Genomic DNA, 14,206 nt, shown 5'->3' on the forward strand with positions numbered 1-14,206 from the left:
GAACAGGGTTTAAGATTCGCTATCCGCGAAGGCGGCCGCACTGTCGGCGCCGGCGTGGTTACCGAAATACTGGAATAACGATAAAAAGGAATACCAATGGCCGAAAGACCCCGTCATATTATAACCCTCGCCTGCACCGTCTGCAAAGACAGGAACTACCACAATGCCGTAGGTAAGAAACGCGAGAAGAAGATAGAGTTAAAAAAATACTGCCGCAAGTGCCGGAAACACACCCTGCACAAAGAATCTAAATAAACTCAAAAAGGGAGTGTCGGTTAACTGGTAAACCACCGGTCTCCAAAACCGGGACTGAGGGTTCGAGTCCTTCCACTCCCGCATCCATTGACTATGAACAGTTTTGTCCATTCGCTTAAATCGTTCTTCATAGAGGCATACGAGGAACTCAAGAAAGTTTCCTGGCTTTCGAAAAAAGAAGTTATCGCTTCGACGATAGGCATCATAATAATTGTCGTGGTGGCTTCACTCTACATAGGCGTGGTTGATTTTCTGCTTTCGAAAACACTCGGAGTATTCATAATAAGGTAAATCCCCCTCTAACTAAACCCGGAGATAACATGACGCAACATTGGTACGTAGTGCAGACGCAGACGAATTTCGAGGATAAGGCAAAAACGGAACTTGAACGCCTTATGAAAAGCCCCGAGTACGCCGAAAAGATCGTCGAAGTCATTGTTCCGACCGAAGAAGTAATCAAAATAAGCAAAAACAAAAAGACCGTCAACAAGCGCAAGTTCTTTCCCGGCTATGTGATGGTAAAAATGGATCTCGACGAGGACACGTACTGGGCGGTAAGAAAAATATCCGGCGTCAAGAGCTTTCTGAGCGACCGGAAAAAACCCATTCCCTTAAAAGAAGAAGAAGTGGCGGCGATAAAAGAAATTCTCGATGCCCCCAACCTTAGGCCCAGACCCGTGGTGATGTTTGAAAGGGACGAGACGCTCCGCATCGTCGATGGTCCGTTCAAACTTCTTATGGGCATTGTTCAGGACATATATCCCGACAAAGCCCGCCTCAAACTTATGGTAACGATTTTCGGCCGGCCGACGCCCGTCGAACTGGACTTTACCCAAGTCGAAAAAATGTAACTCAACGCCGGAACACGGGCGTATATATCTTTTAAAATCGATACAAACCGGAGAATATTATGGCACCCAAAGTAAAGAAAGTAAAAACACAAATAAAACTGCAGATTCCCGCGGGCGCGGCAAATCCCGCGCCGCCCGTAGGTCCGGCGCTCGGACAGCACGGCGTCAACATAATGGATTTCTGCAAGCAGTTCAACGAAAAAACCAAGGCGATGGAAGCCGGAATGACGATACCCGTGGTTATAACGGTATTTGAAGACCGCTCCTTTACCTTTATATTAAAGATGCCGCCGGTCGCAGCGCTCATTAAAAAAGCGGTGGGACTGGCCAAGGCGTCGGGCGTGCCCAATAAGGACAAAGTCGGCAAACTTACGGCCAAACAGGTCGAAGAAATCGCCAAAAAGAAAATGCCCGACTTAAACGCCAGAGATCTTGAAGCCGCCAAACAGATGGTGGCCGGAACAGCCCGTTCGATGGGCGTGGATGTTGAAGGATAAAAAATAATTTGACGGTGGGAGGCCGACGCCGCGAAGCGGGGCCGTTAACACCACAAGGAGACAATATGTCCAAGAGAATGAAAGAAGCGTCCAAAGTCGCAAGCGAAAATCTTTACAAAGTCGAAGACGGCATCGCGGTTTTAAAAAAGTTCCCCAAAGCCAAGTTCGACGAAACCGTCGAGGTGCACGTGCGGCTGGGGATTGATCCCAAGCAGGGCGACCAGATTATAAGAGGCGCGGTGGCCATGCCCCACGGACTCGGCAAGTCGCGCAAGGTAGCCGTGGTCGCCAAAGGCGAAAAGGTCAAGGAAGCCGAGGCGGCGGGCGCCGATACCGCGGGCTCCGACGACTTGATAGAAAAAATCGCCAAGGGCTGGATGGACTTCGACGTGCTGGTGGCCACGCCCGACGCTATGAAAGATCTGGCCAAGGTCGGAAAGACGCTGGGGCCCAAAGGTCTGATGCCGAATCCCAAAACCGGCACGGTCACTTTCGATATAGCCAAGACCGTAAAAGAACTCAAGGCCGGCCGCGTCGAGTATAAAAACGACGCCTACGGCATAATACACGCGGCCGTCGGCAAGTTATCTTTCGACGAAGCCAAACTTGCGGACAATATTAAGGCGCTGATGGACGCGATCGTGCGCGCAAAGCCGTCGACGGCAAAGGGCGTGTACTTAAAAAGCGTTACCATCGCCTCGACGATGAGCCCCGGCGTAAAACTCGATCCCGCCCAGAAGTTCTAAAACGCAATTCGCAATCGAAATCGTTACAAAATAAAAAAACGGCCTGATGGCCGTTTTTTTATTTCCCTCAAACCCGCCGGGTACGTAATCGCCTCGGCGGCTGTCGATTAACTAAACAGCGGCATGCCTTTCATAGCCGCCCCGCTTTGCGGAGCCGCAATATCAAAAGGTTGCCGTAAGACGTCGCGGCTACGATATCCTGCGGCGTCCGTTTCTATTTTATTTCCTTGATGAGTTTTTCGAGTATGTGGAGGTGGGTTTTTTCGTCTTCGATTACTTTATGGAGTTTTTTTGCGAAATCCTCGTTGTCGAGGGTTTCGGCGAACGTCTCGTAGAAGGTTATCGTATTTTCTTCGGAGGCCTTATGATAAAGCAGAATCTCTCTTAGCGTCCCGGCTCCCGACGGCGGAGCAAGTTCGATTGTGGGTTCGTCGGCAAGTTTTTTAAGCTCAACCGAAAACAAATCAAGGTGTGTTATCTCCTGATTGCCGAGCGCTTCGAAAATACCCCTGACTTTGCCGCTTAATCCCGGATTTTGTTTTTCTTTATGGTATAAAAATACGTCGTTGTACTCTAACTTGATGGCTTTTTTAAGAAACGCGACGGCTGATTTAACACCCATAATATCCGCTCCACAGGCCTGCCCGCTTGTCCGCGGACGCTCGCTATATTTGTTTTGACACGGCGACTTCGCCGCAGTCGGGGAACATCGGGCATTTTACGCACTCGCCCCAAACCTTGTGCGGCAGCGAATCGCGCTCGATTTTTTTATACCCGACTTTTTCAAAAAATTCCGGTTTGAACGTCAGCGCGAATATTTTGTTTATGCCGGATTCTTTCGCCTTCGCCTCGCAGGCGGCGACCAATTCCTTGCCCACACCCTTTCCCTGACAGTCCGGCGCCACGGCGAGGCCTTTGACTTCGGCAAGATCTTCCCACGAAACGTGAATGGCGGCGCAGCCCGCGAATTTTCCGTCGGGCGTCTCCGCCACAAAAAATTCGAATATGTTTTCGTAGAGGTCGTTAAGCGAGCGCGGGAGCATTTCTCTCTTGTCTGCGAAATATTTAATGGCCGACTGCATCGCTTTTACATCGCTGACTTTTGCGGGGCGGATTTTCATAATATTGTTCTCCGGAAAACTTTATGGTTCTGTCGAAAATCTTTTTGACAATTCTTGTGTAACTTCCCCCTTAACAAAGGGGGTCGGGGGGTTGTCAAATTGCCGAGTAAAAACACAACCCCCTGTATCCCCCTTTTATAAGGGGGAATTATTATAATTATACCCTATTTCAAGGGCTTTTTTGTTGAGCGCGGCGGCAGCGGAACCCTTTGAAACCGCATCGGCGGCTATGATAAGATCGTCGAGCCGAAGAAGTTTTGAGAGTTTAATATAATGGCCTATCATTACGGCGTTGGCCGTTCTGACGTCTCCGATTTTTTCTATGGCCAGAGTGGAAGCCGGTATGCCGGCGAAGGTATCCGGAAATGCCGATTTTACCACGGATGTGTTGAGCACGGCAATGGAGCCGGGCCTCGATAGTGAACCGTATTTCATAAAGGACACTTCGTTTAAAATTATAAGAGCGTCCGGCTTCTCGACCACGGGAGCGCCTATGTCATCGTCGGAAATAATAACGCTCGACATCGCCGCGCCTCCTCTGATTTCCGCGCCGTACGACGGGAAAAAAGTGGTGTGTTTACCGGCTTCAAGAGCGCCCTGCGCCAGAAGAACTCCGGCAAAAAGCACGCCCTGGCCTCCGGCTCCGGATATTATTATTTTGGTTTCCATTATTTTTTGATTATCCCCAAGGGGTAATATTTCATCATTTCGGATTCGACCCAGCCGACGGAATCACACGGTGTCATTCTCCAATCCACGGGACACTGTGAAAGCACTTCCACCAGAGAAAAACCTTTGCCCGCAAGCTGTGTTTCAAATGCCGTCTTTATCGCCTTTTTCGCGCGGATAATGTTTTTGGGAGAGTTGACCGCCACGCGCTCGACGTATTTGGATCCTTCCAGGACGGATATAAGCTCCGCAACTCTGATGGAATTGCCGTGAATATCGGGCGACCTTCCGGCCGGAGTCGTGGTTGTGCGCTGGCCGGGCATCGTCGTTGGAGCCATCTGCCCGCCGGTCATTCCGTAGGTGGCGTTGTTGACGAAAATCACCGTTATTTTCTCGCCGCGGGCGGCGGCGTGAATTATTTCCGACGTGCCTATGGCGGCCAGATCGCCGTCGCCCTGATACGTAAATACCACGCGATCGGGCAGCACTCTTTTTATGCCGGTCGCCACGGCGGGCGGGCGACCGTGCGGCGCTTCGGTGACGTCGAAGTTGAAATAGTCGTACGCGAACACGGCGCAGCCAACCGGCGCAATGCCGATGGTTTTTTCTCTTGCGCCGAGTTCGTCGATGACCTCGGCGACCAGGCGGTGAATTATCCCGTGGCCGCAGCCCGGACAGTACAGGTGCGGCGTTTCGCTCAGAGATTGCGGACGCGAAAATACCGTTTTCATAAAATTTTGCGGACAGCCGCAAGGATTTCTTCGGTTGTGGGAAGTCCTCCGCCGGGACGTCCCAGGAATTCCACGGGCGCCTTGCCGTCGACGGCGAGGCGGACGTCTTCGACCATCTGGCCCATATTCAGTTCGACCGTAAGGAACCCTTTGAGTTTCCCGCCCTTGTTCGCGGCGGACGCGCGTATGACTTCCTGCGGAAACGGCCACAGTGTGACGGGGCGGATGAGGCCGACTTTTGAGCCGCCGGAGCGCGCCGAATTCACCACGGCGCGGGCGATACGGGCGGCGATTCCGGCCGCGACGATTATTACTTCGGCGTCGTCGGTCAGATATGTCTCGCAGCGGGTCTCGTTTTTTTTGACGGTTTCGTATTTGTCGCGCAGCTTAAGATTATGTTTTTCGAGAGCCCCGTCGGCCATAAGAAGCGAGCGGGTCAGACGCGGCGCTCGTCCGCGGCATCCGTCAAGCGCCCACGAAGCGGTCGCGCGGGGGGGCGGGGATGTATCGGGCGGCAGCAAAACGGGTTCCATCATCTGGCCGGAAAAGCCGTCGGTCAGTATCATTACGGGATTGCGGTATTTTTCGGCGACGACAAAGGCCGAACGGGCAATCTCGTACATTTCCTGAACACCCGACGGAGAATAAACTATAAGACGGTAATCGCCGTGGCCGCCGCCTTTGACGGCTTGAAAATAGTCCGACTGCGAACCCGCGATATTCCCCAGACCGGGACCGCCGCGCTGAACGTTTACGATGAGACAGGGCAATTCGCAACCCGCAAGATAGGATATTCCCTCCTGCATAAGCGAGATACCCGGAGAAGACGATGAAGTCATAGCGCGAAAGCCCGCTACGGCCGAACCCAGCACCATATTGATTGAGGCAAGTTCCGATTCGGCCTGTATGAAAACCTTGCCGCGCTCCGGGAGTTTGCGGGACATATATTCCGGGATTTCGTTCTGCGGCGTAATCGGGTATCCGTAATAGGCGTCCAAACCTCCGGCCAGAGCGCCCCGGCAAATTGCGATGTTGCCCTTCATAAGTATGCGTTTGTCGCCGCGCATCGAAGGCGCGCAAGACAATGACGTCTTACTTGCGGATTTCAATGGCCACCTCCGGACAAACCAGATAACAGAACCCGCACGAGTTGCACGCCGCCTCGCCTGTTTCGTCGGTAAATACGGCGTAGCGAACCCCGTAGGCATTAAGCCCGGCGGACATACTTATGCGCTTGCGAGGGCAAAAAATAACGCAAAGTTCGCACCCCTTGCAACGCTTTTTTTCTATGGTAACTTTATCGGCGGGCGAATTCATAGACGGATGTTTTATTGTATCTCTTTTTTCCCTGGGAAATCAATAAAGACCGGTCGGCGGATCGGGAGCTATTTCGGCGGCGCAACCGATTTTGCCTGACGGATAAGTTCATCGGCGTGGCGAAGGGCGGTATCGGTCACTTTCCGTCCGGAAAGCATTCGGGCTATCTCCGGACGTATTTCTTCGACGGAAAGCCGTCGGACGCGCGTAACGGTGCGTCCGGCGGATTCGTATTTTTCTACGAAAAAGTGCCTTGCCGCAAAAGCGGCTATCTGGGCAAGATGTGTAATGGCTATCGTCTGGCCGGACAGCGACAGCGACCGCAGTTTGGCGCCCACTATCTGTCCTGAGGGGCCGCTGAGTCCGGCGTCTATCTCGTCAAAAATCATTATGGGCGAAAATCCCGACGAGCCGGCGCCCACGGTCTTGAGCGCCAGCATAAAACGCGACATCTCTCCGCCGGAGATTATGTCTTTGAGCGGACGCAATCTTTCGCCGGAATTGGCGGAAAACATAAACTCGATTCTATCGGCTCCGTAAGACGTCCATTGAGCGGGAGAAATTTCGTCGCGCTCCACAAGAATCGAGAATTCGGCCTTCACGAGTCCGAGGTCATTTAGCTCCGAGGATACTTTCCCGACCAGTTGTCCGGCGGCGGACTTTCGTCTTTTGGAGAGCGCGGAGGCGGCGGTTTTGATTTTGTTTGTTTCCGCTGCAAGTTCGTTTTCGAGGTCCGTCTTTGTCTCTTCGCCGGTTTTGAGAGCGTCAAGACGTTCCGACGCGACACGCCGGAATGCGAGTATTTCTTCTATGGTCGCTCCGTATTTTTTTTTGAGGCGGTCTATTTTATCAAGCTTGGATATCAGTTCGTCGACTTTACTCTCGTCGAAAGAGGCCGCTCTGTCGAGAAAATCGGTTACACTTTCGTTTATTCCGGCCAGCGCCGCTGACATAGTATCAAGAGCTGTAAGGTCGGATGCGAAAGGCGCGCCAAGTTCGGCGGATTTGGTCAATTCGCGCGATAAACGCGCCAGTGACGACGATATGGAACCTTCGTCGGAATCTATGATTCCTTTTATTGTCGCGGCGGCCTCTTTGAGACGTCCCGCGTTTTTCATTTGCGGCAGTATTTCGGCTATGCGTTCTTCGTCGCCGGCGGCAAGATTCGCCGAATCGATATCTTTTATCTGATACTCGTATAAATCGATGAGGCGGGCTTTTTCCTTGATGTCCAGATCCAGCGACGCCAGACGCGATGTAATGTCGGCCACGCGCGAATGCGCCGCGCGGTAGGATTTGAGTTCGCGACCGGCGGAGGCGTAACCGTCGAGAAATTCTCTCTGGAAGGCGGGGTCAAGCAGCATCTGGTGCTCGTGCTGGCCGTGAATGTCTATGAGACGTCCGCCCAGTTCTTTAAGAAAAGCCACGGTCGAGGGTTTATCGTTGATATAGCATCTGGTGCGTCCCGACGAATCCAACTCCCGTCGGACAACGACCTCTTCGTCGGAAGAATTCGTTTCGTGCGTATACCCTCGCTCCAAAAGCAACCGCACCGCGTCGGAAGCCGACGGCAGGGTGAAAATTCCGGTTATCGTGCAGGATTGCGCGCCGTCGCGGACGATCGAAGACGGCATTTTTTCGCCGACGAGAAATCCCGCGGCGTCGACAATTATGGATTTCCCCGCGCCGGTTTCGCCGGTGAATACGTTGAGGCCGTCGGAGAACTCTATGGTGAGTTCGTCGATCAGAACATAGTTTTTTACGGCAAGGGTCGTTATCATTGGAGATTATTTCGTGATTTCCGCGAGGTATTCTTCGACGGAAGCTATGCCTTTTTTGATTCCCGCGACGTTTTTGCCGCCTCCGCGCGCGAAGGTCGGCTTGCCTCCGCCGCCGGCCGCCGAGGCCGCCGAGGCGAATCTTTTGGCGACGGCTGTCGCCGCCATGCGCGGGTCGTCGGCCGCCGAAGGAGACACCGCCACGGCGTAGGCGAAGGATTCGCCTCGCGCGGCCGCGGCGAGGGCCACGCCCTCGCCGCCGAGCGCTTTCAAAAGCTCGGCGGCGGCCGGCCCGGCCGCTGCGGCGTCGCGGTCTTCAAGAACGCAGAAAGCCAACCTAACTCCGCCGAAGGCCTTCGCGCGCGAAGCGGCCGCGGCTATTTCCGCGGCGACGGCTCCCGCCGCCTCGCCCGACAGACGTTTTTCGAGTTCCCTGGCGTGCTCGAAGAGCTTAGCCGCGCGCAAAGCGACATCGGCGCGGGAGGCCTTCAATATACCGGCTATTTCATCCAGCAATTTCTGAGAGTCGCGCACGTAATCCTCGGCGTACTTTCCGCAGACAGCGGTTATCCTTCGCAGACCGCTGCCGACGGACGACTCCGAAATTATCTTAAAAAATCCGATTTCCCCCGTCGAACCTACGTGAGTTCCGCCGCAAAGTTCAAGCGAATGTTCGGCGCCGACCTCCACCATCCTGACTTTATTGCCATACTTCTCGCCGAAAAGCGCCATAGCCCCTTTTTTTCTTGCCGCATCCAGATCGTCGACGGTGGTACGCACGACGAAATCGGCGCGGACGGCTTCGTTGACTTTTCGCTCTATCTCGTCAAGTTGTTCTTTGGCGGGCGCCGCGGAATGCGCGAAGTCGAACCGCAGATAATCCGGAGCGACCAGCGAACCCGACTGCACAGCTCCCCTGCCAAGCGTCTCGCGCAACGCCTTGTGGAGCAAATGCGTCGCGGTGTGATGTCGCGCTATATCTTTTCTGCGGACAGGATCCACCTCGGCCCGCACCTTTTGCCCGACGGAAAGTTCTCCCTTTGTAACTTTTATGCCGTGAGCCGAAAGACCGTCTACGGCCTTGCGGACATCCGCCACCACGGCTTCGCCGCCGGACCAAATCAAACGTCCGGAATCGCCCGACTGACCGCCCGACTCGGCGTAAAAAGGCGTTTCTTTTAGGAATACCTCGCCGGCGTCTCCCGCCGAAATCTTATCGGACGGCCCCGCGGTCGACAAAAGCGCGGCAACCGCCGTCTCGCGCGATAGTCCGTCGTAACCCGTAAAAACCGTAGCGCCGATGCGCGTCTTAATCTCCTCATAAACCGTTGTCTTTACCGCGTCTACGCCTTTCCACGACGCTCTGGCTATTTTCTTTGCCGCGTCCTCGGCCTCGGCGAATTCGCCGTCATCCACGGCTATGCCGCGCTCGGCGCAGATGTCTCTGGTCATATCGTACGGGAACCCGTAAGTTTCGTACAAATTGAAAGCGTCCTTGCCCGATAATTTTTTGTGCTTCGCGTTTTTAAGCATCTCTTCAAGAATTGCCAAGCCCGAATCGAGCGTCTCCAGAAATTTTTCTTCCTCTTTTTTCAGAAGCGCCGACACGTTTTCAAGCTGCGCGGCCGTCTCGGGATAGGCGGACGACATAATTTCGCAAACCGCCGGAATGATTTCATAGAGAAACGGCTTGTCGCATCCGAGCGACTTGCCCGCTCTTTGCGCCCGGCGTATTATCCTTCTTAAAACATAACCGCGGCCGTCGTTCGACGGAGAAATGCCGTCGGCCATAAGAAAAAGCGATGAGCGCGCATGGTCGGCGATTGTTCTGAGCGCGACGGAATTCTTGTCGAGCGGAACGCCCGTCAGCGAAGCCGCCTTAGCCATCAGCGGCAAAAACAAATCCGTGCCGAACACGTCGTCGGAGCCGGAAACCACCATCGCCAGGCGCTCCAAACCCATTCCCGTATCTATATTTTTTTGAGGCAAAGGAGAGAGTTTTCCGTCGGACGAACGGTTGAATTGAGTAAATACAAGATTCCAGACCTCAAGCCACCGCGCGCAATCGCACCCGGGGTCGCAGCCCTTTTTTCCGCAGCCGTGCGACTCGCCCAAATCGTAGATTATCTCGGAGCACGGCCCGCAAGGCCCTGTCGGACCCATATTCCAGAAATTCGTTTCATCTCCGAGCTTGTATATTCTGGACGGATCAATTATCTTTTTCCAGATTTCAAGCGCTTCGGTGTCGTCCTTGTAAACAGTGACGTATAGCCGCGATTCGCTCAGACGCATTTCTCCGACGAGAAACTCCCAGCTCCACGCTATCGCCTCTTTTTTGAAATAATCCCCGAAACCGAAATTCCCGAGCATTTCAAAAAAACTCAGATGCCTCGGCGTTTTTCCGATGCGGTCGATATCGGTAGTCCTGAAACATTTCTGGCTCGACACCGCCCGCTTTAAATCCTTGCGCTTCCCTGCGAAATAATCCTTAAACGGCACCATCCCCGCTGATGTGAACAGCATAGTCGGGTCGCTCGACGGTATAAGGGCGTCGGAAGGTTTTACGATATGGCCGCGCGATGCGAAAAAATCAATAAACTTTTTTCTTACGTCGGACGATTTCATTTTTTTCTTTCCTTTTTATTTCGTTCCAGTTGGCGATAATTTCTCTCACCGAGCCGACCTTGCGGCGGGCGAATACGTGAGGATGTCTCCGCTTCAATTTTGCGATGAGGCCTTTTATCACATCGTCGATGGTGAACTCGGAACTCTTTTCGGCTATCTGCGCGTGGAACATTACCTGCAGCAATACGTCGCCGAGTTCATCGGCCATTTTCGACGGATTTCCGGACCCGACCGCCGAAGCGAATTCCGCCGTCTCCTCTCTGAGATATTTCAGGAGCGAACGGTGCGTCTGCTTCCTGTCCCAGGCGCAGCCCGTCGGAGAATTCAACTTTTGGAAGACCGCGCGGAGACGGTCGAAGTTTTTGGACATTGGTTAAAATGTCATTGCGAGGAGTTGTAGGGGCGTATAATTATACGCCCCTACTTGATGACCGTGTCAATCTCACAATAAGCGAGATTGCTTCGCTACGCTCGCAATGACAGGCAAAGAATCCCGCTCCTCACAATAACGGCTAATGTTTGAAATGCCTTACGCCCGTAAAGACCATGGATATGCCGGCCTCGTCGCAGGCGCGGACGGAATCGGCGTCGCGGATGGATCCGCCGGGCTGAATTATCGAGCTCACGCCGACGGCGGCGGCTTCGCGCGCGATGTCGTCAAACGGCAAAAACGCGTCGGAGGCCAGAACGATTTTTCCGTCGGGCATAGACGGTCGCGCGCGCATCTTGGCCAGAGCGGCCCTGAAAGCGTCTATGCGCGAAACGCATCCGGACCCCACGCCCAGCGTCACGGAACCCGACGCCAAAACCACGGCGTTCGACTTGGAATATTTGGCGACTGCCTCCGCGAACAAAAGCGATTTTTTCTCGTCGACGGACGGACGTTTTTTGGTAACGACTCTGAAAGCGCCGCCGCGGACGATGTCGGGTTTCTGCACAAGCGCCCCGCCGAAAATACTTCTGAATTCAAACTTCGCGCCGGCGGCCGCGGGTTTCGACTTTAATATCAAAAGATTTTTTTTCTTTTTCAGCATCGTCAAAGCGGACGCCGTAAACGACGGCGCTACGACGGAATCTGTAAATACTTTTACAATTTCAGAGGCGGCGGCCTCGTCTACCCCGCAATTAAAAACCACCGAACCGCCGAAAGAAGAAACAGGGTCGGTGGCGAAAGCATTTATGTAAGCGTCGACGGCTCGCCGCGCGACGGCGGCGCCGCAGGGATTTGTATGTTTAATGACGACGCACGCCGAGTGCCCGGCCAAATCCCCCGCGACGGCGAGCCCCGCGGCGGCGTCCAGAAGATTATTAAAGGAAATCTCCTTGCCGCCGAGACGCTCAGGCAGCGGCATCCCGCCCATAGCGGGGCACAGATAGAAAACCGCGGGCTGATGCGGATTTTCCCCGTAGCGCAGCGCGCCGACGAATTTAAGGGGCAGCGCGATTTTGGAGCGGACAAGGACTCCCGCCCCGTCGCTATCGACGGACAGACGGGATGATATTACGGAATCGTAATAGGCCGAGGCGGCGAATGCTCTTGAAGCCAGACGCTTTCTGAAATTTTCGTTATTGCCGCCGGAGGACAAAGCGGTCAGAACATCGTGATAATCCTCGCTCGACGAAACGGCGATTACCCTCGCATAATTTTTTGCGGCGGCTCGCAGCATCGCAACACCGCCTACGTCTATATGCCCGGCAACGTCTCCGTCTTTTTTGGCGACGCGGGCGGCCTTTTCCTCGAACGGATAAAAATTGACCGCGACCAGGTCGACGGGCGCTATACCGGCCTTTTTAATTTCCGCAAAGTGCTTCTTGCCGGAAGCAAGCACTCCGCCGAAAACAGACGGATGAAGCGTCTTTACTCTGCCGTCGAGCATCTCCGGAATGCCCGTTAAGTCCGATACGTCGCGGACTTTAACGCCCATCTTCGACAAAAAACCGGCCGTGCCCGAAGTCGCTATAATTTCGTAACCCGCCTTGATAAGTCCGCGCGCAAAATCCGCCAGACCCGTTTTATCGCTGACACTCAAGATGGCTGTTTTTTTTGTTTTCATCATTCGATTGTTTCCTCCGGAGAAACGCGCAACACGGCTTTAAGAACCGCCGACACCGCGTCCCACGAAAATCCGCGCCGCGAAAGCAGCCCCGCGATACGCGCCGCGGCTTTGTCGCGGGAAATATTTTTCGGCAATTTGCGTCCGACAAGCGCCAGAGCCGCTTTTACTTCATCCGAAGGCGATTGCTTAATTTCGCCGGCCACTTCGGCGGCAAGATCCCGCTCCACGCCTTTTCTGATAAGTTCCAGACGTATCAGGCGGGCAGCGCGCCCCGACGCCAGACGGCTTGCCGCATAAGAACGCGCAAACTTTCCGTCGTTCACGTATCCGTATTCCGCGAGTTTGTCCAGCGCGGCGGCGATCTCGTCGGAAGAATATTTTTTCTTTTGAAGCCGCGCCGCGATGTCCTTTCGCGTGCGGTCGCGCATGGCCAGCAAATTCAGCGCGTAGTCGAATGCCGCCATACGAGGTTTTGTCTGCGTCGGGCGGCGATTCATACGTTGATAAGTTCGTACCTTCTCGTCCCAAGACCTATGCGCTCGGCATAGTCGAGCTGCACCGTGTAATCTATGGACGGAAAAATATGTCTGAAAAAATCTCCGCCGAACTCTTTGTTGACGGCTTCGGCGCAGGCAACATCCACGGCCACTGGATCGGTGGAGACGGCAAGGCCTATCTCGTCGAAAAACGGCTTATCCTTGGTGGCATAGCAATCGCAGAATTTGGTGACGTAGTTGACAAAATTGATGTAAATACATTTTTTGCCGCGAACGGCCCCGAAGGCGTACTCCATCATTTTTTCCTGCACGTCCGAAGCCGCGTCGCTCCACGGAATACTGAAAACTTCCGACGGACACGAGAGAATACATTCGCCGCAACCGACGCATTTTGCCGGATCCAGAGTTATAAAGCCGTCGCTCCCGTCGATTTTAAGCGCGGACGAAGGACACCACGACAGACACGCTCCGCAGGAAGTGCACGCTTCGCGCGCGACCTTGGGCACCACGGAATTGTGCTGCTTGTATTTCCCCTCGCGGGTGGCGCATCCCATTCCGGCATTTTTAAGGGCTCCGCCGAAACCGGAAATTTCGTGCCCCTTGAAATGGGAAATAAAAACCAGCGAATCCGCGTAATATACCGCATTGGCCACAGATACGGTCTTGAAATGTTTAAGATCGACTTTAACGTCGACGCCGGCGTTGCCGCGAAGTCCGTCGGCGATTAGTACCGGCGCGCCCGCTTCTTCAACGGTAAAACCGTGTTTCAGAGCCACAAGCGCGTGATCGACGGCGTTCGCCCGGGCGCCGACGTAAATGGTATTGGCGTCGGTCAGAAAAGGTTTTGCGCCCAGCGCCTTAATTCTCTGCGACACCGTACGCGCGTACTTAGGCCGCACGTAGCCGAGATTTCCTTCTTCGCCGAAATGTATTTTAACAGCGGTCAGATGATTTTCGGACACGACGGAAGAAAGACCCGCCGCGTCGAGCAGCCGCCCGAGAGAGTGTTGGGATATTTCCCCGCTCCAGAACACTTTGCTCATAATTTTACGGTATCATCCC

The 14,206-nt window shown here is 54.1% G+C and carries 18 protein-coding genes and 1 tRNA gene; 7 read left to right on the top strand and 12 right to left on the bottom strand.

Annotated features, from left to right (window positions below; genetic code table 11):
* From CVU77_07245 to CVU77_07275, 7 genes are all read left to right on the top strand, one after another.
* A partial coding sequence (locus tag CVU77_07245) for a hypothetical protein (protein PKN00979.1) occupies window positions 1-78 on the top strand: 78 nt, incomplete at its 5' end.
* An 18-nt stretch (window positions 79-96) separates the two neighbouring features.
* On the top strand, window positions 97-255 hold the full coding sequence (rpmG, locus tag CVU77_07250) for a 50S ribosomal protein L33 (protein ID PKN00980.1): 159 nt from the start codon (window positions 97-99) through the stop codon (window positions 253-255).
* A gap of 9 nt (window positions 256-264) precedes the next feature.
* Window positions 265-336 (top strand) — tRNA-Trp (locus CVU77_07255).
* 12 nt (window positions 337-348) lie between these two features.
* Window positions 349-546: a preprotein translocase subunit SecE gene (gene secE, locus CVU77_07260; protein ID PKN00981.1), complete on the top strand. Its 198-nt coding sequence runs from the start codon at window positions 349-351 to the stop codon at window positions 544-546.
* A gap of 29 nt (window positions 547-575) precedes the next feature.
* On the top strand, window positions 576-1,106 hold the full coding sequence (nusG, locus tag CVU77_07265) for a transcription termination/antitermination factor NusG (GenBank protein PKN00982.1): 531 nt from the start codon (window positions 576-578) through the stop codon (window positions 1,104-1,106).
* Between the two features lie 59 nt (window positions 1,107-1,165).
* Window positions 1,166-1,603, top strand: coding sequence for a 50S ribosomal protein L11 (rplK, locus tag CVU77_07270; GenBank protein PKN00983.1), 438 nt, complete (start codon window positions 1,166-1,168; stop codon window positions 1,601-1,603).
* Window positions 1,604-1,668: 65 nt separating this feature from the next.
* Window positions 1,669-2,349, top strand: coding sequence for a 50S ribosomal protein L1 (locus CVU77_07275; protein PKN00984.1), 681 nt, complete (start codon window positions 1,669-1,671; stop codon window positions 2,347-2,349).
* Between the two features lie 214 nt (window positions 2,350-2,563).
* Here the strand turns inward: CVU77_07275 and CVU77_07280 are convergent, their stop codons facing one another.
* The 12 genes from CVU77_07280 to CVU77_07335 all read right to left on the bottom strand — a co-directional run bounded on the left by CVU77_07280 (window position 2,564) and on the right by CVU77_07335 (window position 14,187).
* Complete coding sequence (locus CVU77_07280) at window positions 2,564-2,971, bottom strand: hypothetical protein (GenBank protein PKN00985.1); 408 nt, start codon at window positions 2,969-2,971, stop codon at window positions 2,564-2,566.
* Between the two features lie 43 nt (window positions 2,972-3,014).
* Window positions 3,015-3,470 carry a GNAT family N-acetyltransferase gene (locus tag CVU77_07285; protein PKN00986.1) on the bottom strand — a complete coding sequence of 152 codons (456 nt, stop codon included), beginning with the start codon at window positions 3,468-3,470 and terminating at the stop codon, window positions 3,015-3,017.
* Between the two features lie 135 nt (window positions 3,471-3,605).
* Entirely contained in the window at window positions 3,606-4,139 is a 534-nt protein-coding gene (locus CVU77_07290) for a 2-oxoacid:ferredoxin oxidoreductase subunit gamma (protein PKN00987.1), read from the bottom strand.
* Complete coding sequence (locus CVU77_07295) at window positions 4,139-4,870, bottom strand: 2-oxoglutarate oxidoreductase (protein PKN00988.1); 732 nt, start codon at window positions 4,868-4,870, stop codon at window positions 4,139-4,141. Before CVU77_07295 ends, CVU77_07290 begins: the two co-directional genes overlap by 1 nt.
* Complete coding sequence (locus tag CVU77_07300) at window positions 4,867-5,937, bottom strand: 3-methyl-2-oxobutanoate dehydrogenase subunit VorB (GenBank protein ID PKN00989.1); 1,071 nt, start codon at window positions 5,935-5,937, stop codon at window positions 4,867-4,869. Before CVU77_07300 ends, CVU77_07295 begins: the two co-directional genes overlap by 4 nt.
* A 25-nt stretch (window positions 5,938-5,962) precedes the next feature.
* Complete coding sequence (locus CVU77_07305) at window positions 5,963-6,187, bottom strand: hypothetical protein (protein ID PKN00990.1); 225 nt, start codon at window positions 6,185-6,187, stop codon at window positions 5,963-5,965.
* Window positions 6,188-6,255: 68 nt separating this feature from the next.
* Entirely contained in the window at window positions 6,256-7,968 is a 1,713-nt protein-coding gene (gene recN, locus CVU77_07310; GenBank protein PKN00991.1) for a DNA repair protein RecN, read from the bottom strand.
* A gap of 6 nt (window positions 7,969-7,974) precedes the next feature.
* Window positions 7,975-10,590 (bottom strand): alanine--tRNA ligase, encoded by a 2,616-nt coding sequence (locus tag CVU77_07315; GenBank protein PKN00992.1) that lies wholly within the window; start codon window positions 10,588-10,590, stop codon window positions 7,975-7,977.
* Complete coding sequence (locus CVU77_07320; protein PKN00993.1) at window positions 10,556-10,960, bottom strand: hypothetical protein; 405 nt, start codon at window positions 10,958-10,960, stop codon at window positions 10,556-10,558. Before CVU77_07320 ends, CVU77_07315 begins: the two co-directional genes overlap by 35 nt.
* Before the next feature lie 142 nt (window positions 10,961-11,102).
* Window positions 11,103-12,647: a bifunctional phosphoribosylaminoimidazolecarboxamide formyltransferase/IMP cyclohydrolase PurH gene (locus CVU77_07325; protein PKN00994.1), complete on the bottom strand. Its 1,545-nt coding sequence runs from the start codon at window positions 12,645-12,647 to the stop codon at window positions 11,103-11,105.
* Window positions 12,644-13,144 (bottom strand): recombination regulator RecX, encoded by a 501-nt coding sequence (locus CVU77_07330; GenBank protein PKN00995.1) that lies wholly within the window; start codon window positions 13,142-13,144, stop codon window positions 12,644-12,646. The genes CVU77_07325 and CVU77_07330 overlap by 4 nt, the downstream gene beginning before the upstream one ends.
* Window positions 13,141-14,187 (bottom strand): 4Fe-4S ferredoxin, encoded by a 1,047-nt coding sequence (locus CVU77_07335; protein PKN00996.1) that lies wholly within the window; start codon window positions 14,185-14,187, stop codon window positions 13,141-13,143. Before CVU77_07335 ends, CVU77_07330 begins: the two co-directional genes overlap by 4 nt.
* Window positions 14,188-14,206: the final 19 nt, after the last annotated feature.

The organism is Elusimicrobia bacterium HGW-Elusimicrobia-1 (assembly GCA_002841695.1).
Taxonomy (GTDB): Bacteria; Elusimicrobiota; Endomicrobiia; order PHAN01; family PHAN01; genus PHAN01.

Excerpts from the sequence above, each read along its gene's own strand:
- CVU77_07305 (PKN00990.1), bottom strand. The coding sequence starts at position 6,187 with ATGAATTCGCCCGCCGATAAAGTTACCATAGAAAAAAAGCGTTGCAAG.
- recN (PKN00991.1), bottom strand. The coding sequence starts at position 7,968 with ATGATAACGACCCTTGCCGTAAAAAACTATGTTCTGATCGACGAACTC.
- CVU77_07315 (PKN00992.1), bottom strand. The coding sequence starts at position 10,590 with ATGAAATCGTCCGACGTAAGAAAAAAGTTTATTGATTTTTTCGCATCG.
- CVU77_07325 (PKN00994.1), bottom strand. The coding sequence starts at position 12,647 with ATGATGAAAACAAAAAAAACAGCCATCTTGAGTGTCAGCGATAAAACG.
- CVU77_07300 (PKN00989.1), bottom strand. The coding sequence starts at position 5,937 with ATGCGCGGCGACAAACGCATACTTATGAAGGGCAACATCGCAATTTGC.
- CVU77_07290 (PKN00987.1), bottom strand. The coding sequence starts at position 4,139 with ATGGAAACCAAAATAATAATATCCGGAGCCGGAGGCCAGGGCGTGCTT.
- nusG (PKN00982.1), top strand. The coding sequence starts at position 576 with ATGACGCAACATTGGTACGTAGTGCAGACGCAGACGAATTTCGAGGAT.
- CVU77_07320 (PKN00993.1), bottom strand. The coding sequence starts at position 10,960 with ATGTCCAAAAACTTCGACCGTCTCCGCGCGGTCTTCCAAAAGTTGAAT.
- CVU77_07285 (PKN00986.1), bottom strand. The coding sequence starts at position 3,470 with ATGAAAATCCGCCCCGCAAAAGTCAGCGATGTAAAAGCGATGCAGTCG.
- CVU77_07280 (PKN00985.1), bottom strand. The coding sequence starts at position 2,971 with ATGGGTGTTAAATCAGCCGTCGCGTTTCTTAAAAAAGCCATCAAGTTA.
- CVU77_07335 (PKN00996.1), bottom strand. The coding sequence starts at position 14,187 with ATGAGCAAAGTGTTCTGGAGCGGGGAAATATCCCAACACTCTCTCGGG.
- CVU77_07275 (PKN00984.1), top strand. The coding sequence starts at position 1,669 with ATGTCCAAGAGAATGAAAGAAGCGTCCAAAGTCGCAAGCGAAAATCTT.
- CVU77_07295 (PKN00988.1), bottom strand. The coding sequence starts at position 4,870 with ATGAAAACGGTATTTTCGCGTCCGCAATCTCTGAGCGAAACGCCGCAC.
- rplK (PKN00983.1), top strand. The coding sequence starts at position 1,166 with ATGGCACCCAAAGTAAAGAAAGTAAAAACACAAATAAAACTGCAGATT.
- CVU77_07330 (PKN00995.1), bottom strand. The coding sequence starts at position 13,144 with ATGAATCGCCGCCCGACGCAGACAAAACCTCGTATGGCGGCATTCGAC.
- secE (PKN00981.1), top strand. The coding sequence starts at position 349 with ATGAACAGTTTTGTCCATTCGCTTAAATCGTTCTTCATAGAGGCATAC.
- rpmG (PKN00980.1), top strand. The coding sequence starts at position 97 with ATGGCCGAAAGACCCCGTCATATTATAACCCTCGCCTGCACCGTCTGC.